Below are 18,080 nucleotides of genomic sequence, written 5' to 3'. Positions count from 1 at the left end.
GTGAGGGGGCCTTCCTCGCTCTGGGCAACCGGTCCGCTACGCCCAGCGGTACGGTGGCAGTGGAAGCGGCTTTTAAGAGCTTTAATCGCTCGCGCACATCGGGGAGTTGAGGGCTAGTGGGCACTCGGGAACCGAACCGGCACCTGGAACGGCTCTACCGGCAGACCGGCTGGACGCTGCGGCAGTTCGTCCAGGCCGTGAACCGCATCGGCACCGAGCGAGGAACCCCGCTCAAGTACCGCGAGCCGTCGGCCCATCAGTGGTGTCAGGGGCACCTGCCGAAGGAGCAGGTCAGACCGCTGATCGTGGAGGCCCTGGCGCGGAAGCTGGGGCGTCCGGTCACGCACGTCGAGGCCGGATTTCCTGCCCCTGCCAGTGGCTCGCACGTCACTGCGGGCGCGGTGGAAGGGCTGATCGACCTCGGTAGGGGAGACATGGATCCCTCGCGCCGCAGCGTTCTCGGTATAGGGCTCTTTTCCGTTGCGCTGACCGTGCCCAATTGGCCGGATGTGGTGGGACGGATGGAAGCGGTGCAAGCCGTCCCGCTTCAGCGCATCGGCATGCCAGAGGTCGACATGGTCATTGCCATGACCGAACGGATCTCGGAACTCGACGACCAATTCGGCGGACGTCACGCTCGCCCCATGGCTGCGGCATTTCTCGTCAATACGGTGGCTCCGTACCTGCGGGCCGAGGCGCCGGAATCGGTACGCAAGGCAATGCTGTCGGCAGCCTCCGACCTGTGCTATCTCACCGGATACATGGCGGTGGATGAGGGCGTGGAGGGGCTGGGACAGAAGTATTACCTGAAGGCGTTGGAGCTGGCCGGAGCCTCGGAGGACCACCTCACGTATTGCACGACACTGCGGGGGATGAGTGTGCAGGCAGTTGACCTGGGGCATGGCCGCGAAGCCATGCGACTGGCCGATGCCGCTGCCGCCGCCTCTCCGCAAGCGGGCCCGCGTATGCTCGCCTTCCTTGCGGGCCAGCAGGCACATGCCGCTGCGCAAACAGGAGATAACCACAAGGCCCTGACACATCTCAAAGAGGCCGAAATCTCCATGGAAAAGGCCGAGGCGCAAGCGAAAGCCTTTGGCTCCTATGACCCCTCAGCTCTGCACTACCACATCAGCCACGTTCGCCATGAGTTGGGAGACCTTCCCGGAGCCGTTGCGGCGATGCGGGAATCGGACAGGTTGTGTTACGACATCTACCGCCGGTCCCGGGTGAAGGAACGGGCCACCCTCGCCGAATTCCAACTTGAGGTGGGGCACCTGGAAGCGGCTTGTGCGACATGGAATGAAGCGCTGGACGAATATCCCCTGGTGCAAAGCGGGAGGGTCGACCGGCGCATGGGGAAGATGTTCACGCTCATCCGCCCCCACCTCAAGAACCACGCCGCCCGGGAACTCCACGAACGGGCCCGGCTCGTCACCCCGGCCTCGCTCCTGGCCTAGGAGGACGGCACACGGGAAGCCCGTATCCGCCCCCGCCTCACCCCTCCAGCACGCCGCGCAGCTGGTCCAGCCCCCAGTCCAGGTCCTCCTTGCTGATCACCAGCGGCGGGGCGAGGCGGATGGTCGCGCCATGGGTGTCCTTGGCCAGCACCCCGCGCGCCAGCAGCCGTTCGGAGATCTCCCGGCCGGTGCCGCGGGACGGGTTGATGTCCACTCCGGCCCACAGACCGCGGCCGCGTACCGCGTCCACCGCGCCGCCGCCCACCAGCAGCCCCAGTTCGCTGTGCAGATGCTCGCCGAGCTCCGTGGCCTGCTGCTGGAACTCGCCGGTCCGCAGCATCGCCAGCACCTCCAGCGCCACCGCGCAGGCGAGCGGGTTCCCGCCGAACGTCGAGCCATGCTCGCCCGGCGCGAAGACGCCCAGCACCTCACGGGAGGACACCACCGCCGACACCGGCACCACACCGCCGCCCAGAGCCTTGCCCAGCACATACATGTCGGGGACCACGTCCTCGTGCTCACAGGCGAAGGTCCGGCCGGTGCGGCCCAGCCCCGACTGGATCTCGTCGGCGATGAACAGCACGTTCCGGCTGCGGGTCAGCTCCCGTACGCCCGCCAGATAGCCCGGCGGCGGCACCAGCACTCCGGCCTCGCCCTGGATCGGCTCCAGCAGCACCGCGACCGTGTGATCGTCGAGGGCGGCCTCCATCGCGGCCAGGTCGCCGTAGGGGACGATCTCGAAACCGGGGGTGTACGGGCCGAAGCCGGCGCGCGCCTCGGGGTCGGTGGAGAAGGAGACGATGGTGGTCGTCCGGCCGTGGAAGTTGTGGTCCGCGACGATGATCTTCGCCCGGCCGTCCGGGACGCCCTTGACCTGGTAGCCCCACTTACGGGCCGTCTTCACCGCCGTCTCGACCGCCTCGGCGCCGGTGTTCATCGGGAGCACCAGCTCCATCCCGCACAGCGCGGCCAGCTGCGTACAGAAGTCGCCGAACCGGTCGTGATGGAAGGCGCGCGAGGTGAGCGTGACCCGCTCCAGCTGGGCCCTGGCCGCGTCGAGCAGCCGGCGGTTGCCGTGCCCGAAGTTCAGCGCGGAGTACCCGGCGAGCATGTCCAGGTAGCGCCGGCCCGCCACATCCGTCACCCAGGCACCCTCGGCGGTGGCCACGACGACGGGCAGCGGGTGGTAGTTGTGCGCGCTGTGGGCCTCGGCGGCGGCGATGCCGCGTTCCGTGGATGTCACCGGTGACTCCGTTCGGTAGAGCGTGGGGCGCGGGCGGTGCCGCGTCCCCTTCCATTGTCGCGCCCGCCCCGCGCCACCGGCCCTGCGAAGATCCGCCGGAAAGGCGCCGGAGGGTGTCCTAGACTCTCTGGTGCGCACCGCGACTGGCGTACGGGGAAACAACCTCGAGGAAGCGGTGTGCGGCCACCATCACGAGGTGCCGCCCCGCCTGGGCACCCCGGGACCACGACCGGATCACCGATCGACCGCCCCGGAGGACGCCATGTCGCAGGCCCCCATGTCACAGCCCCGCACCCCGCAGTCCCGCACTCCGCAGTCCCTTCCGCATCCCGCGCTGAGCGCCGCCGACCCCGAACTGGCCGCGCTGGTCGGCGCCGAGGAGCAGCTGCAGGCCGACACCCTGCGGCTGATCCCCAGCGAGAACTACGTCTCCGCCGCCGTCCTGGAAGCCACCGGCACCGTCCTGCAGAACAAGTACAGCGAGGGGTACGCGGGCCGTCGCTACTACGAAGGCCAGCAGAACATCGACCGCGTCGAGACGCTGGCCGTCGAGCGGGCCAAGGCCGTCTTCGGCGTGGAGCACGCCAACGTCCAGCCGTACTCCGGCTCGCCCGCCAACCTCGCCGCCTACCTCGCCTTCGCCGAGCCCGGCGACACCGTGCTGGGCATGGCGCTGCCGATGGGCGGTCACCTCACGCACGGCTGGGGGGTGTCGGCCACCGGCAGCTGGTTCCGCGGCGTCCAGTACGGCGTACGCCCCGACACCGCGCTGATCGACTTCGACGAGGTGCGCGACCTCGCCCGCAAGGAGCGCCCGAAGATCATCTTCTGTGGCGGCACCGCCGTCCCGCGCACCATCGACTTCGCCGCGTTCGGCGAGATCGCCCGGGAGGTCGACGCCGTCCTCGTCGCCGATATCGCCCATATCGCCGGTCTGATCGCGGGCGGCGCCCACCCCTCGCCCGTCCCGCACGCGGACGTCATCTCCACCACCACCCACAAGACCCTGCGCGGCCCGCGCGGCGCCATGCTGATGTCCCGGGCGAGCCATGCCAAGGCCGTCGACAAGGCCGTCTTCCCCGGTCTGCAGGGCGGTCCGCACAACCACACCACCGCCGCCATCGCGGTCGCCCTGCGTGAGGCGGCCGCCCCGTCCTTCCGTGACTACGCCCATGCCGTCGTCGCCAACGCCAAGGCGCTCGCCGAGGCGCTGCTGGCCCGCGGCTACGACCTGGTCTCCGGCGGCACCGACAACCACCTGGTGCTGATCGACCTCACGTCGAAGGAAGTACCGGGCAAGGTCGCCGCGAAGGCGCTGGACCGGGCCGGCATCGTCGTCAACTACAACACCGTCCCCTTCGACCCCCGCAAGCCCTTCGACCCCTCCGGCATCCGCATCGGCACCCCGTCCCTCACCTCCCGCGGGCTGGGTACGGACCGGATGCCGCTGGTCGCCGAGTGGATCGACCGCAGCGTCCAGGCCGCGGCGAAGGGGGACGAGGAGGCGCTGGCGGTGATCCGCGGCGAGGTCGCGGACCTGATGGCCGGCTACCCGGCGCCGGGGCTGCCGGTCAACTGACGGCGGCGGGCCGGGACCCGCATGGGCGGGGCGGAACGGGACGGCCGGCGAGCCGCCTCGCCCCGCCCCGCGAGCCGTCCCGTTCCGCCCCGCGCTCAGCCGCCGAGCCGCACCGGCAGGACCTGCGTGCTGTTGCCGACGAAGCTCGGGTGCGGCGGCAGCTCCGCGTCCGGGACGGCGAGGTCCAGCGCCGGATAACGGGTGAACAGCGCCTCCAGGGCGACGGTCGCCTCCAGCCGGGCCAGCGGCGCGCCCAGACAGTAGTGCGGTCCGTGGCCGAAGGAGAGGTGCCGGGCGGCGGGCCGCCGGGTGATGTCGAAGCGGTCCGCGTCGGGGCCGTAGGCGTCCGGATCCCGGCCGGCCGCGGAGTAGGAGGCCAGCATCGGCGTGCCGCGGGGGACGACCGTGCCGCCGATCTCCAGGTCCCTGACCGGGTAGCGGAACGGGAAGTGGGCGACCGGACTGTCGTAGCGCAGGGTCTCCTCGACCACGTCGTCCCAGGTGGCCCGCCCGCCTTGCACCAGCTCCAGCTGCCCGCGGTCGGTGCACAGGGCCCGCACCGCGTTGGTGATCAGGTTGAGGGTGGTCTCGTGCCCGGCAATGATCATCAGCAGCAGGGTGCCGACCAGTTCCCCGGCGCTCAGCCGGTCGCCGTCCTCCTCCTGGGCGGCGAGCAGCGCGCTGGTCAGATCGTCGCCCGGGTCCGCCCGCCGGGCCTCGGCGACCCGGGTGAGGACGGCGATGATCTCGCGGTGGGCGGCCTGCGCCCCGTCCGCCGTGCTGACGATCAGGTTCGACAGCTCGTGCAGCCGGTCGCGTAACGCGGCGTCCACGCCCAGCAGTTCACAGATCACGCTCATCGGCAGGGGATAGGCGAAGTGCCGGCGCAGCTCCACCGTGCCGTCGGCCGCGGCGGCCCCCGGCAGCCCGTCCAGCAGCCCGGCCGTCAGCGCCGCCACCCGGGGCCGCAGCGCCGCCACCCGCCGCCCGGTGAACACCTTGGTCACCAGGCCGCGCAGCCGCCGGTGCTCGGCCCCGTCGGCGGTGGTCATCCCGTCGACGGTGGCGAAGGTGGTCAGCGGCCAGCCGGGCGGCACGGTGCCGTCGTGCAGGGCGGTGAAGTGGCAGGCGTCCTTGGTGACTTCGGGGTGCGCAAGGACCTCGCGCAGCACCTCGTGGCGGGTGACCGCGACGGCGGGCACCTCCCCGGGCAGCAGGACGGGGACCACCGCGCCGGCCGCCCGCAGCAGCGCATCGGCCGCGGCCCGGCCGGCGCCGCCGGGAGCGAGCGGGTGTGGCTCGCCGCCGGATCCTGCGGGGCAGGCGGCGGCACCGGACGGGGCGGCGGAGCGGCGGTCGTCGGTCATCGGCGGTCCTCACAGATCGGGGCGGAGATCCGGGGCGGAGATCCGGGGCGGAGATGTGGGGCGGAGATCTGGGGCGGTGCACAGGCCCGCACGGCGCGGACCACGACGCACGGCCCACGATCCCAGCTCCCGCCCGCCCCGAACAGGCCACCGCCGCGCCGCCGCAAGCCGCGGCCGCCCCGTCCGCGCGCCCCTGCCGCCGGCTTGCGCCATCACGCGCCACCATGCGCCCTGGCCCCCGTGCCGACCTGAGACAATCGGTGCCATGGCCCTCGATCGCCCATCCGTCGCCCACCACCAGCCCCAGGGGAATGGCTCCGCCATGCAGCATCGTCCGCGCGTGCTCTCCGGCATTCAGCCCACCGCCGGCTCCTTCCACCTCGGCAACTACCTCGGCGCGGTGCGCCAGTGGGTGGCCCTGCAGGAGTCCCACGACGCCTTCTACATGGTGGTCGACCTGCACGCGATCACCGTCCCGCAGGACCCGGCGGAGCTGCGCCGCAACACCCGGATCGCGGTCGCCCAGCTGCTGGCGGCGGGTCTCGACCCGGAGCGCTGCACGCTCTTCGTCCAGAGCCATGTGCCCGAGCACGCCCAGCTCGCCTGGGTCATGAACTGCGTCACCGGCTTCGGCGAGGCGTCGCGGATGACCCAGTTCAAGGACAAGTCCGCCAAGCAGGGCACGGAGGGCACGACGGTCGGCCTGTTCACGTACCCCGTGCTGATGGTCGCCGACATCCTCCTCTACCAGGCCGACCAGGTCCCGGTCGGCGAGGACCAGCGCCAGCACCTGGAGCTCACCCGCGACCTCGCGGACCGCTTCAACGGCCGCTTCGGCGACACCTTCACGATCCCCAACCCGTACATCGTCAAGGAGACGGCGAAGATCTTCGATCTTCAGGACCCGTCGATCAAGATGAGCAAGTCCGCCTCCTCGCCCAAGGGCATCGTCGACCTGCTCGACGACCCCAAGGTCACCGCGAAGAAGGTCAAGAGCGCGGTGACGGACACCGAGACGGTCATCCGCTTCGACCGCGAGGCCAAGCCGGGCGTCAGCAACCTCCTGTCGATCCTCTCCACGCTCACCGGCACCTCCGTACCGGACCTGGAGCGGTCCTACGAGGGAAAGATGTACGGCGCGCTGAAGACGGATCTCGCCGGGGTGATGGTCGATTTCGTCACACCGTTCCGCAACCGCACCCAGGAATACCTCGACGACCCCGAGACGCTGGACGCGATCCTGGCCAAGGGCGCGGAAAAGGCCCGCGGGGTCGCCGCCGAGACCCTCGCCACCACCTATGACCGGCTCGGATTCCTGCCGGCCAAGCACTGAGGCGACCGTCGGCGCACGGCCCGGGGTGCCCCTTCGGCGGGCCGCTCCGGGCCGCGCGGATGCCACCGGACCAGGGGCCCCCACCCGTGGGGGCTCTTGTGCCTGCGTACAAGACGGCCGAGGACGCTCCCCGGGAAGGGCGCGCACCCGGCACACTAAGAGGGTGCGCGAGCGCGCCGCACATACGTCAGGAGGGAGAACGCAGTGGGGACCGTAACGCTGGGCGTTTCGATCGCGGTCCCGGAGCCGTACGGCAGCTTCCTCCAGAGGAAGCGCGCGGGCTTCGGGGACCTGGCCGCACCCGGCATCCCCACGCACATCACCCTCCTCCCGCCGACGGAGGTCAGCGCCGACGAGCTGCCCGGCATCGAACGCCACCTCGCCGAGGTCGCGGCCGGCTGCCGCCCCTTCCCGCTGCGCCTGGAAGGCACCGGGACCTTCCGCCCGCTCTCCCCGGTCGTCTACGTCAAGGTCACCGAGGGCGTGACGGGCTGCACCGCCCTCCAGGCCCGGATCCGCGCCGCGTCCGGCCCCTGCGCACGCGAGCTGCATTTCCCGTACCACCCGCATGTGACCGTCGCCCACGGCATCGACGAAGCGGCCATGGACCGCGCCCAGGCCGGGCTCAGGGACTTCTGCGCGACATGGACGATCGGTGGCTTCGCGCTCTACGAGCAGGGCCCGGACGCGGTGTGGCGGCTGGAGCGGGAGTACCCCTTCGGGCCGCAGAAGGCCGCCGTCCCGCGCCAGGCCGCCGATCTCTCGCGGCCGCCGGCGGCTTCCTGCTGAGCGTGGTTTTCTGCTGAGCGCGGCTTTCTGGTGACCGCGGCTTTCTGGTGAGCGCGGCTGCCCGCCGCCGGGACGGCCGTCCCTGTCGTCCCCGTCGCCGCCCCGTCGCCTGCGGTGCCTGCCGCGGCGTCTGCCGCGGCGCCGTCCCCGCTCCCGTACGGGTCTCCCGCTCCCGTACGGGTTCTCCCGGGGTCGCCCGCTGCCGGGATACCCGGAGGTCAGCGCGCGTCTTTCCGATCGGCGCGTGCGGTTGCCTGACATCCTGCACAGACCGGCGGGCAGAAGGTCACGAGGGCAACGGACGCCTTGGACCGCACGAGGGGAACGCCATGGACTGGCTGAGCAAACTGCCGGTGATCGGACCGGCCGTCACCTGGCTGATGACCACCCACCTCTGGCGTGCCTATGAGCGGATGCTCCGGGTGCACTGGACCCGGCTCGCCGCCGCGATCACCTTCACCAGCTTCGTCGCGCTCTTCCCGCTGCTCACCGTCGCCGCCGCGATCGGCGCCGCGCTGCTCAGTGACGCCCGTCTGCACACCCTGGAAGGCAAGATCGCCGAGCAGCTGCCCGGTATCTCGGGGCAGCTCGACATCGCCGCACTCGTCGACCACGCCACCACCATCGGCCTGGTCGCCGGTGCCGCGCTGCTGCTCACCGGCATCGGCTGGGTCGAGTCGCTGCGCGACTGCCTGCGCGCCGTATGGGAGAAGGACAACGAGAACACCAACTTCTTCCTCGGCAAGCTCCGGGACGGCGTCCTGCTGCTCGGGGTCGGCGGCGTCGCCGTGCTCTCCCTTGCCTGCTCGACCTTCGCGTCCGCCGCGGTGGGCAAGGTGGCGGACGCGATCGGCCTGCCGGAGGGCGGCATCGGCAGCGTCCTGCTCTCGGCGGCCGGCTTCGTCATCGCCGTCCTCGCGGACTTCCTGCTGCTGGCCTACATACTGACCAGGCTCCCCGGCGTCCATCCCTCGCGCCGTGCCGTAGTGGTCGCCGGCCTCCTCGGCGCGATCGGCTTCGAACTGCTGAAGCTGCTGCTCAGCGGCTATCTCCAGGGTGTCGCCTCGCGGAGCATGTACGGCGCCTTCGGCACCCCGGTCGCGCTGCTGCTGTGGATCAACTTCACCGCGAAGCTGCTGGTGTACTGCGCTTCTTGGACGGCCACGGAGGGGGAGCGGGGCGCGGGGGACGGAGATCTCAAGGCGCCGGAGAGGCCGGAGGGTTCGGGCGAGTCGGAGGGGCCGCAGGGTTCGGGCAGGCCGGACGGGCCGGAGCGGCGGGAGGCACCGGACGGGCCGGCGGGGCGGGAGCGGCCGGAGGGACAGGAGCGCCCCCGGGCCGCCTGACGATCATCGGCGTCATCCGCCCGCCGCCGGCCCCGCAGGTCACCTACGGGGCCGGCGGCCCCGCAGCAGCTACGGCAGTCGCCGGCGCCGGCGCACGGCGAACGCCACGATGCCCAGCAGCGCCAGCACACCGCTGCCGACGCCCACCGCGGTCCACGCGCCGTTCGCACCGCCGGTGCTGTTCAGCGCAGCCTGCGTGCTCTCGTGGGCGTCCTTACCCTTGCCCTTGGCCTTCACGGCGCCGGTGCCGTCGTCCTCGCTCCTGGGGCCGACGAGCCGCCCGACCGGGTCCACCTTGTCGGCCGCCACGAAGCCCCAGTCGAGCAGCTTGGCGGCCTCCTTGTAGGCCTCGTTGTGCTCCTTCTTCTCCGGGTTCATGACCGTGACGAGGAGCTTGCGGTCGCCGCGATGGGCCACGCCGGTGAAGGTCGACCCCGCGTTGGTGGTGGAGCCGTTCTTCACCCCCGCGATACCGGGGTACGGCTTGATGTCGTAATCGCCGCTGAGCAGCCGGTTGGTGTTCTGGATGCCGAACGTCGCCCGTTTGCCGCCCTTGCCCTCGTCACCGGGGAACTGCGCACTGGCCGTCGAGCAGTACTCGCGGAAGTCGGCGTTCCGCAGCCCCTGCCGGGCGAACAGGCTCAGGTCGTACGCGCTGGAGACCTGGCCCGGTGCGTCATAGCCGTCCGGGGTCACCACATGCGTGTCGTTGGCGTTGAGTTCCTTCGCCCGCTGCTGCATCTGCGTGACGGTGGTCTTCGTCCCGCCGTTCATCGCGGAGAGCGTGTGCACCGCGTCGTTGCCGGACCGCAGGAAGACGCCCAGCCACAGGTCGTGGACCGTATAGCTCAGGTTCTCCTTTATCCCGACGAGGCTGCTGCCGGCGCCCATCCCGGCCAGGTCGGCGGGCTTGACCGTGTGCTTCTGGTTCTTGGGGAACTTGGGCATCACCGTGTCGGCGAACAGCATCTTCAGCGTGCTGGCGGGAGCGAGCCGCCAGTGCGGGTTCTTGGCGGCCAGCACCTTGCCGGACTCGGCGTCGGAGACGATCCACGAGCGGGCCGTCAGTGCGTCCGGGCCCGGCAGCTTCGGGGCGCCGGGCCGCAGCGCCACCTGGACGCCGGGGGTGCCCAGCCGGCCCCCGCCGATCTGCGACATCGTCGACGGCGGCGCGGGAGCCTTGGGATCGGCGTGTGCGGTGCCGGCCAGCAGCGGGGAGGCCAGCAGCCCGGAGGCGGCGAGCGCGGCGGCGGTGCGCAGGGGGAAGCCGTTGCGCGCCGCACGACCGGCCTTGCCGGCCGCGGACGGGGCAGCCGATGAGGTCGGAGCGGCTGATGTGGCCGGGGCGCCCGATGCGGCAGGGGCAGCCGAAGCGGACGCGGCAGCCGAAGCAGACAGGGCGGTCGGATCGGTGGCGGCCAGGGGGGAGGCCGGGGAAGCCGGGGAAGCCGTGGAGGCACAGAAGGTCGTCGGCACGTCGGTGAACGTACCCGCCTTTGCCCGCGGCGCCGACAGCACCCCACGGAAGAGTGCCCCTGCCGACCGCCGGATGGAGCCGCTGCCCATACTGGGATGTATGAAGCTCTCTCGCCCCGTGTCCTGGTTCCTGCTCGCCTTCGGGGTGTGGAGCTGGTTCATCTGGATCACTTTCGTCAAAAATCTCTCGAAGGACGGGAGCGGTCTCGCCTTCGACGCCGCAGGTGACCCGACGGCCTACTTCTGGGTGCATCTGCTGCTCGCGGTGGCTTCCTTTCTCTTGGGGACGGCGATCGGCGTGATCGGGTTCCGCGGCGTACGGGCCCTGCGCCGCGAGGCCGCACAGGGCACGCCCGACCAGCCCTCCGCCCCCTCCTCGACCGCCTCCTGACCCACCGGCAGGGGCAGCCGCCGTGATCTTCGCCCTGATCGTGGTCCCGGTCCTCGGACTGTTCTTCGGCGTGCACCGCTACTTGTGGTGCCGGCTCGTCCGCGACACCACCACGCCTGGCAGCCGCCTCCGCCACATGGGCACGGTCGCGGCCTTCGTCCTCCCCCTGACCGCCCTCGCCGCCCTGCTGTCCGCCCGCGCCGGCGCCCCCTTCCCTCTCCAGCAGGCACTCGCCTGGCCCGGCTTCCTCTGGCTGGCACTGGTGCTCTATCTCACACTGGCCCTGCTGGTGGGCGAGGCGGTCCGCGCGGCCGGGCTCCGCGTACTCCGCGAGGAGGAGGCGGGTGGGGGGACGGGGTCGGGGACTGGGACGGCGTTGGGCGCCGGGGCTCGGTCGGGGGCGGGGGCGCCGCCGGACGCGGGGACGGGGTTGGACGCGGGGACACCGCCGGACGCGGGGACGCCTCCGGGCATCGGGGATCCGCCGGATGAGGGAGCTCAGCCGGACACCGGAACGCCATCGGACGCGGGCCCGCCACCGGATATCTCTCCCTCCCCCTCATCCTCCCCCTCCCCCTCCCCCTCTCCCTCTCCCTCTCCCTCCCCTTCCTCCGCGCCGACGCTCCTGCCGCCCGGCACCCCCGCCCTGCCTCCGCTCGCCGTGCCGCCCCGCCGGCTCTTCCTCGCCCGGGCGGTCGCCGCCGGCGCCACCCTCGCCGCCACGGCCACCGTCGGCTACGGCACCGTGACCACCCTGCGCGGCCCGGCCGTGAAGCGCGTCACCATCCCCCTGACCAAACTGCCCCGCGCCGCCCACGGTTTCCGGATCGCCGTCGTCAGCGATATCCACCTGGGCCCGATCCTCGGCCGCGCCCACACCCAGCGGGTCGTCGAGGTCATCAACCGCACCGCCCCCGACCTGGTGGCCATCGTCGGCGACCTGGTCGACGGCAACGTCACGGACCTCGCCCCGGCCGCCGAACCGCTGCGCGATCTACGCTCTCGATTCGGAGCGTATTTCGTCACGGGAAATCACGAGTATTACTCGGGCGCGGCCCAATGGGTCGACCACGTACGTGAATTGGGCGTACACCCACTGGAAAATGCACGTACGGAATTGCCCGGTTTCGATCTCGCAGGCGTCAACGACATCGCGGGCCAGACCGAGCACACGGGCCCGGACTACGACGCGGCCCTGAGCGGGCGGGATCCCTCCCGCGCCGTCGTCCTGATGGCCCATCAGCCGGTCACCATTCACGACACCGTGCGGTTCGGCGTGGACCTCCAGCTCTCCGGCCACACCCACGGCGGCCAGATGTGGCCCTTCGCCTACCTCGCCGACGCCACCAACCCCACCGTCGCCGGCCTGGAGCGCTACGGCGACACCCAGCTCTACGTCACCCGCGGCGTGGGCGCCTGGGGACCACCGGTCCGGGTGGGGGCACCACCGGATGTCACGGTCGTCGAACTCGCTTCTCTGCGGGCATGACTGGGCCCCGGAAGAGTTGCGCTAGGCAGGTAACAACCCTTCGACAAACTTCGGTCGCATCGTGTGCTAAATCGCACACATCCCGACATTCGATCTTGCAACGAAGACCCCAACTCCCTAGTCTTGACAGTCTTTACGCTGCCCATACCGCAGGCTTCGCCGGTCTGTGAGATGGGCCAACGGGGGAGTGGAACCAGTGGGTGAGCAGTTCAGGGTCAACCTCGACGAGCTCGACAGCGTCGTGCGCAAACTGAAGCAGCTTCGCGGCGACATGGACGAGCCCAGTCAGAAGATGAGGTACAGCACCCACATCCCGAAGTCGGCGTTCGGCTCCAACTTCAATGAAGCCGAATCGATTTCTGCGTCGCACGACAAGATGCAGGAGTACATGTCCCAGGTGATCACTGCGCTCCACAAACTCATCACGGAGTTCGGGGACAAGACCGAGCGCAGCCGGGGCGCGTACGAGGACCAGGAGCACGAGACCAAGGCGTCCATGCGGCAAAGCGGCTGAGTCCACAGTAGAACGAACGCCAGACTGACGATCAGGGGGAGGCCATGACCGACGGGCCCATGACCGACGGCACCGAAGCCTACGGGAAGCAAATCGAAGAAAAGAACCGAAAAGAGCAGATCAAAGAAGAGTTCGGTTCGCACAAGGTTATTCCGAAGTCCGATTCAGACTTCCATCACCACGGGCTCGACGCGCTCCGGGCGATGGTCAAGAGTTCCCACCCGGACGCCATTGAGAGTGCGGGCGGTCACTGGCGCGCGTCGGCCGACCAGCTTGCAGGTGAAGACGGGCGCGGCGGAATCCGCAAGGCGTTCATGGACGCTGTCGACCACGCCTCGGCGCACTGGCATGGCGCCGCGGCGGATGCCTTCCGGCGGGAATCGCAAAAGGTTCTGTCCAGGATCGACCGGACCTATGGTCATGCGCGGAACGTTGAGGCTGCCCTCATCGGAAGCCGCGGGTCTGGGGCGAAGGGCAGTATTTCGCACAGCCTGCGTGAAGCCAAGACGGCCATGTCGAAGATCGAGGATGCCGGAGACGTCGAGGGATTCTTCGACACCAATGGCAAAGACGGCGATGACGCTCAGTTCCATAAGGACATGGCCAACCCGAAGATGGACGCCAAGATGGCGCTTGAGCTCAACCGGGACAGTTTGTCTCTGAGCAAAGAGCGTCAGGTCGAAGCGGTCATCGTCATGGAAGAGCTGGCGAACAATTACCGACAGAACCACCCGGGTGTTTCCGATGGCATCGGCCCCCCGCCCGGATCTGGCCACGACTGGCCGACAGAGCCGAGGCAGCCTGCGCACCCGGCTCCCGTCAACATGCCGACTCCCGGCGGTCCGCGCGTCAAGCCGTCCAAACTCTCCCCGCACGCGCCGAGCGGCCCGAGCGCGCCGTTCGATCCAGGTAATGGGCACATCAGCCCGTCGTCTCCTCCCGTGCGGACGGGCCTCGATGGCCTGCACAACGGCACCTTGACGCCGGCCCACCCGACGACACCCGGCCCTTCCATCAGCGGAGGTGGCCACGTCTCCGGTGGGGGTGGCGGTAGTTCGGCCGGCATGCCCGGTGGAGTGATGCCCGTCATGCCTGGTAAGGGCGGCGGTTCCGTGGGGCCCGGCGGCGGTAGCCGCGGCGGGGCCATGGGCGGCCGATCCGGAGCGGGCCGTGCGGGTATGCCCGGCGGATCCGGAGCGGGGCGTGCGGGCATGCCCGGCGGCGGCATGGGTGGCGGAGCCGGAGGCGGCGCCGGTCGCGGTGGTGCTGCTGGGCGCAGCGGTGCGCAGGCCCGTACCCCTGGCGGCATGGCCGGTAGGCCGGGCATGCCCACGGGTGGCACCAAGCAGGGTGGCTCCGGGCTGCACCGCAGCCGTGGGGGTACGAAGGCCGGCCAGGGGATGGCAGGCGCTCCTGGAGCCAAGGGGAATGGCAAGGGAGAGAAGGAGCGCACCACCAAGCAGCGCCCTGATTACCTGATCGAGGACGAAGAGACGTGGACTCCGCAACGTAATGTGGCGCCGCGAGTCATCGAGTAGGACGGCGTCACGCCGACGTCGTCGGCGTGAGGGGGTGCTCCGTGCGTTCTCGTAACGGAGCACCTCGTCAGGCGGTCAACACCCGCCCGGAACGGAAGCAATGAGGAGCAAGGCATGAGGGTCACACGAACTCTGCGCGCGACCATCGGTGCTGCGCTGACCGGAGCGCTGTTTCTGGCCACGGGCGGCTCGGCGGTAGCGGACCAAAACAGGGACGCTCAGTGGCCGTTGACCGCCTTCGGCGCCCAGGACATCTGGAAGAAGGCCACGGGCAAGGGTGTCACTGTGGCTGTCATCGAGCAGGCGTTCCGTACTACCCACCAGGACCTCGCGGGACAGTTTCTCTCAGGCAAGGACTTTCCCAATCCGTCGAAGAATGATCCCCGCGGCCCGTATCTGAAGCCGGGTGAAGATCGCCGCGATCACGGTACCTCCATGGCTGGTCTCATCGCCGGGCATGGACATGGCCCCGGTGGCTCTGCAGGTCTGAAGGGGCTGGCGCCCGAGGCGAAGATCTTGCCCTTGACGGCGGACAAGATGAGTGCGAGTGCAACTCGTTACGCGGTGGATCACGGGGCCGACGTCATCAACATGTCATTCCTGGCGGACACGAACGCGCCGGATGTCTGTGAATCCATCCACTACGCGGTGGAAAAGGACGTCGTGGTGGTGGCGGGTGTTGGAAATGATGGGACGTCGGAGAAACATATTCCGGCTGCCTGCCCCGGTGCGATCGGCGTCGGTGCGGTTGATGAGTACGGGAAGGCCTGGTCGATGAGCAACTACAACTCCGCTGTCGATCTGCTTGCGCCCGGCGTGGACGTTCCGGTCCTTGGTGGAAAGAGTGATTCGCACTACGGCACGACCGATGGCACTTCCGTTGCCACCGCATACGTCTCCGCCGCAGTAGCCCTGCTCCGCGAAAAATACCCCGACCTCACTCCGGGGCAAATCGCCAACCGCCTTGTGAAGACAGCCAGCCTGACTCCTTCCGTAAAGAAGAAGCACCTCAAGCTTCCTGATGCTCATTACGGGTATGGCTACATCGTTCCCGAGGCAGCCCTGAACGAGAACATCCCCGCAGGTCCCGCGCAGGGCCCCCTGCCCATGCCGAAGGGAAAGGCGTCCAAGACGCCTGTCACTGCCGGCGTGAAGAATGAAGCGAACCCCAACCCGAACCCGCGCATGGGTAACGTTGGAAAGCTCATGATTTTCGGCGGTATTGGTGCTGGTGTGCTGGTCGTCATCGGGGCCGTCGTCGCCATTGTGGTGTCCCGCCGCCGCAAGAGCGCCGTCGGTCAGAGCTGGGGCTGAAGCGGCTGCCGTAGCCACCTGGTTCACCGCGCCGGGAATCCGTACAGGGACCCGTTCAAGGCACATGTGAATCCATAGGGGAGATTCCTCAAGGCCGTTGAGTGCTGCGTGAAGGAGCTCAACGGGACCCGGGCAGCGCGTTTGCGCATGTCCGGGCGGCACCATGCCCCCGATGGACCCCTGCAGCCCGTACAGCACAGCGAGAAAGAGCCAAGCATGAAGGCCATCGGAACACTGCGCGCGACGGTGGGTGCCGCGCTGACCGGCGCGCTGCTGCTCACCGCGAGTGGTACCGCCTCCGCGGATCAAGTGCGTAAGGGTCAGTGGCCGTTGGAGGCGTTCGGGGCGGAGCAGCTGTGGAAGGAGGCCACCGGGAAGGGCGTGAAGGTGGCCGTGCTGGACGGTGGCTTCCGGGTGACCCATCAGGACTTGAAGGGGCAGTTCCTCCCTGGGCCGGACTTCGGGAAGGAAACGGAGAAAGAGGGGGCCGAAGCTCTCGAGTCGGGCGAAGACATTAGTGACCACGGCACCGCCATGTCCTCGATCATCGCGGGCCATGGACACGGTCCCGGCGGCTCGGCGGGCGTCAAGGGGCTCGCTCCCGATGCCAAGATCCTTCCGGTCCCCGAGTACAAGAACGGCGGACAGGCAACGCGCTGGGCCGTGGAGCATGGCGCCAATGTCATCAACATGTCCTATGACGAAGGCCGATCGATGGACACCTGCGATTCCATCAACTACGCCCTCTCGAAAGGCGTAGTGGTCGTTGCCTCAGTGGGCAACGAAGCCGTGAGCGACAGGCAATATCCGGTGGGCTGCCCCGGCGTGATCGGTGTCGGTGCGGTCGATGAATACGGCGAGTCGGCCGACTTCAACAACTACAACTCCGACACGGATCTGCTCGCGCCTGGCGTGAAAATTCCCTCCGCCACGGCCAAGAACGACTCGGACTACCAGACCCGGGAGGGCAGCTCCCAGGCCACCGCCTACGTCTCCGCCGCAGCCGCCCTCCTCAAGGAGAAGTTCCCCGACCTCACCCCCGGCCAGATCGCCAACCGCCTGGTGAAGACTGCCGGCCTGACCAACGACGAGAAGGACCTCAAGGTCCCGGACGCCCACTACGGCTACGGCTTCGTCCAGCCCGGCCCCGCCTTGCGGAAGGATATCCCCGCCGGCCCCAAGGAGGGACCGCTGCCGATGCCGAAGGGTAAGGCGTCAGCGCAGCTGGACGCGGGTAAGCCCGACGCCAACCCGCCGATGGGCGGCAAGGCGGCGTTGAACCGGGCCCTGCTCTACGGCGGCATCGGTCTCGGTGTCCTGGTGGTCGTCGGTGCCGTCGTCGCCGTCGTCGTGGCGATCCGTCGCCGCAAGAGCGCCGGCAGCCAGAGCTGGGGCTGAGGCGCCTGCCAAAGCCGGGCACCGGGGTGCCGGGCATACCGAGTTGTTCATCGAACCGGCCCCTGCCGCAATGACGGACGGGGCTGGAAAGTCGGGGCCGGTCGCCGCATCCGGCAAGGCGAAAACCCCATTCGGCGGGCCTCCTGGAGCCCGGAAAGAGATGCCATGGCATACGAGTCGCGCGCTCCGGAACTGCTTGATGCTCCTGACATAGCGCATGTGCTGAAAGCCAACCGCCTAGTCCTGGCTCGACTCATGGCCGTGCGTCTAGTGATCATCGTCCTTCTTGTGGCAGTCCCGGTGGTGTTGTCTCGTGTAACGGAGTCGAACTCGATTTTCCTTACTCTGCCCATTGTTGCCGGTGTGTTCGTATTCATCGGTACCGTGTACCGCGCCATTTACGGAATCCGCGTCACCCAGTGCGCAAGAGTGCTCCGTGACTACCCGTTGGAGTTCCATCCTCGGGTGATCAAGAAGCGTGAGCGCCGGACTCAGTACGGCGACGTCTTCGAGGTCAAGGTGACGACGCGCGGGCAGCACGGGGCGCCGCTGATGCTGGCGGTCAATGCGGCCGGACGCCGGCGGTGGCCGGAAGGGGTGGAGGACGGCGCGTGGTTGGCGGGTGACCTGCCCTTCGGTGGTGTTCTGGTGGAGCCGGGGAGTAACGCGATGCTGTTCCTGAAGCCGGCGGATTGGGACAAGACGGCGCGGAAGCGGGAAGAGGCCGGCCCCGAGCGCACCGCGAGGGCACAGCGGGCAAAGCTCAACAGCAGGACGACGTATGCGGTGATGATGCGCGGGCGCATGAGCAGCACGAGTCCATGAGCAGCGGGAGCTCATGGGCTC

The 18,080-nt window shown here is 69.4% G+C and carries 15 protein-coding genes and 1 riboswitch; of the genes, 12 read left to right on the top strand and 3 right to left on the bottom strand.

What is annotated here, in order from left to right; translation table 11 throughout:
- Positions 1 to 116: 116 nt before the first annotated feature.
- Positions 117 to 1,457, top strand: a complete 1,341-nt coding sequence (locus D9V36_RS17205) for a tetratricopeptide repeat protein (protein ID WP_129294561.1) — start codon at positions 117 to 119, stop codon at positions 1,455 to 1,457.
- Positions 1,458 to 1,494: 37 nt separating this feature from the next.
- Here D9V36_RS17205 and rocD read toward each other — a convergent pair whose 3' ends face one another.
- Complete coding sequence (gene rocD / locus D9V36_RS17200) at positions 1,495 to 2,700, bottom strand: ornithine--oxo-acid transaminase (RefSeq protein WP_129294560.1); 1,206 nt, start codon at positions 2,698 to 2,700, stop codon at positions 1,495 to 1,497.
- Between the two features lie 129 nt (positions 2,701 to 2,829).
- A riboswitch (ZMP/ZTP riboswitch) is annotated at positions 2,830 to 2,921 on the top strand.
- 56 nt (positions 2,922 to 2,977) lie between these two features.
- Between rocD and glyA the strand changes: the two genes are divergently transcribed.
- A complete protein-coding gene (gene glyA / locus D9V36_RS17195; protein ID WP_129298478.1) occupies positions 2,978 to 4,279 on the top strand; it encodes a serine hydroxymethyltransferase in 1,302 nt (433 codons plus the stop codon).
- A 95-nt stretch (positions 4,280 to 4,374) separates the two neighbouring features.
- Here the strand turns inward: glyA and D9V36_RS17190 are convergent, their stop codons facing one another.
- Positions 4,375 to 5,646, bottom strand: coding sequence for a cytochrome P450 family protein (locus D9V36_RS17190; RefSeq protein ID WP_129294559.1), 1,272 nt, complete (start codon positions 5,644 to 5,646; stop codon positions 4,375 to 4,377).
- A gap of 322 nt (positions 5,647 to 5,968) precedes the next feature.
- On the opposite strand from D9V36_RS17190, the gene trpS reads away from it, so the two are divergent.
- From trpS to D9V36_RS17170, 3 genes are all read left to right on the top strand, one after another.
- Positions 5,969 to 6,979, top strand: coding sequence for a tryptophan--tRNA ligase (gene trpS / locus D9V36_RS17185; RefSeq protein ID WP_129298477.1), 1,011 nt, complete (start codon positions 5,969 to 5,971; stop codon positions 6,977 to 6,979).
- Between the two features lie 204 nt (positions 6,980 to 7,183).
- Complete coding sequence (locus D9V36_RS17180; RefSeq protein WP_129294558.1) at positions 7,184 to 7,768, top strand: 2'-5' RNA ligase family protein; 585 nt, start codon at positions 7,184 to 7,186, stop codon at positions 7,766 to 7,768.
- Between the two features lie 329 nt (positions 7,769 to 8,097).
- Entirely contained in the window at positions 8,098 to 9,114 is a 1,017-nt protein-coding gene (locus D9V36_RS17170; protein WP_129294557.1) for a YihY/virulence factor BrkB family protein, read from the top strand.
- A 69-nt stretch (positions 9,115 to 9,183) separates the two neighbouring features.
- Here D9V36_RS17170 and D9V36_RS17165 read toward each other — a convergent pair whose 3' ends face one another.
- Positions 9,184 to 10,680 (bottom strand): D-alanyl-D-alanine carboxypeptidase family protein, encoded by a 1,497-nt coding sequence (locus D9V36_RS17165; protein WP_241720901.1) that lies wholly within the window; start codon positions 10,678 to 10,680, stop codon positions 9,184 to 9,186.
- Positions 10,681 to 10,690: 10 nt separating this feature from the next.
- On the opposite strand from D9V36_RS17165, the gene D9V36_RS17160 reads away from it, so the two are divergent.
- The 7 genes from D9V36_RS17160 to D9V36_RS17130 all read left to right on the top strand — a co-directional run bounded on the left by D9V36_RS17160 (position 10,691) and on the right by D9V36_RS17130 (position 18,059).
- Entirely contained in the window at positions 10,691 to 10,981 is a 291-nt protein-coding gene (locus D9V36_RS17160) for an SCO4848 family membrane protein (RefSeq protein WP_129294555.1), read from the top strand.
- A 22-nt stretch (positions 10,982 to 11,003) separates the two neighbouring features.
- Positions 11,004 to 12,470, top strand: a complete 1,467-nt coding sequence (locus D9V36_RS17155) for a metallophosphoesterase (RefSeq protein ID WP_129294554.1) — start codon at positions 11,004 to 11,006, stop codon at positions 12,468 to 12,470.
- A 196-nt stretch (positions 12,471 to 12,666) separates the two neighbouring features.
- The gene (locus tag D9V36_RS17150) at positions 12,667 to 12,984 is read left to right on the top strand and encodes a hypothetical protein (RefSeq protein ID WP_129294553.1); all 318 of its coding nucleotides are present in this window, start codon (positions 12,667 to 12,669) and stop codon (positions 12,982 to 12,984) included.
- A 44-nt stretch (positions 12,985 to 13,028) separates the two neighbouring features.
- Positions 13,029 to 14,522: a WXG100 family type VII secretion target gene (locus tag D9V36_RS17145; RefSeq protein ID WP_241720900.1), complete on the top strand. Its 1,494-nt coding sequence runs from the start codon at positions 13,029 to 13,031 to the stop codon at positions 14,520 to 14,522.
- A 114-nt stretch (positions 14,523 to 14,636) separates the two neighbouring features.
- Positions 14,637 to 15,836: a S8 family serine peptidase gene (locus D9V36_RS17140; RefSeq protein WP_129294552.1), complete on the top strand. Its 1,200-nt coding sequence runs from the start codon at positions 14,637 to 14,639 to the stop codon at positions 15,834 to 15,836.
- A gap of 216 nt (positions 15,837 to 16,052) precedes the next feature.
- Positions 16,053 to 17,234 (top strand): S8 family peptidase, encoded by a 1,182-nt coding sequence (locus D9V36_RS17135; RefSeq protein WP_129294551.1) that lies wholly within the window; start codon positions 16,053 to 16,055, stop codon positions 17,232 to 17,234.
- A 165-nt stretch (positions 17,235 to 17,399) separates the two neighbouring features.
- Entirely contained in the window at positions 17,400 to 18,059 is a 660-nt protein-coding gene (locus D9V36_RS17130) for a hypothetical protein (RefSeq protein WP_129294550.1), read from the top strand.
- The last annotated feature ends 21 nt before the right edge of the window (positions 18,060 to 18,080 follow it).

Source organism: Streptomyces lydicus (assembly GCF_004125265.1).
In the GTDB taxonomy this organism is placed as follows: Bacteria; Actinomycetota; Actinomycetes; order Streptomycetales; family Streptomycetaceae; genus Streptomyces; species Streptomyces lydicus_C.
The sequence above is the reverse complement of the archived record's forward strand: the minus strand, read 5'-3'. Positions and strand labels throughout refer to the sequence as shown.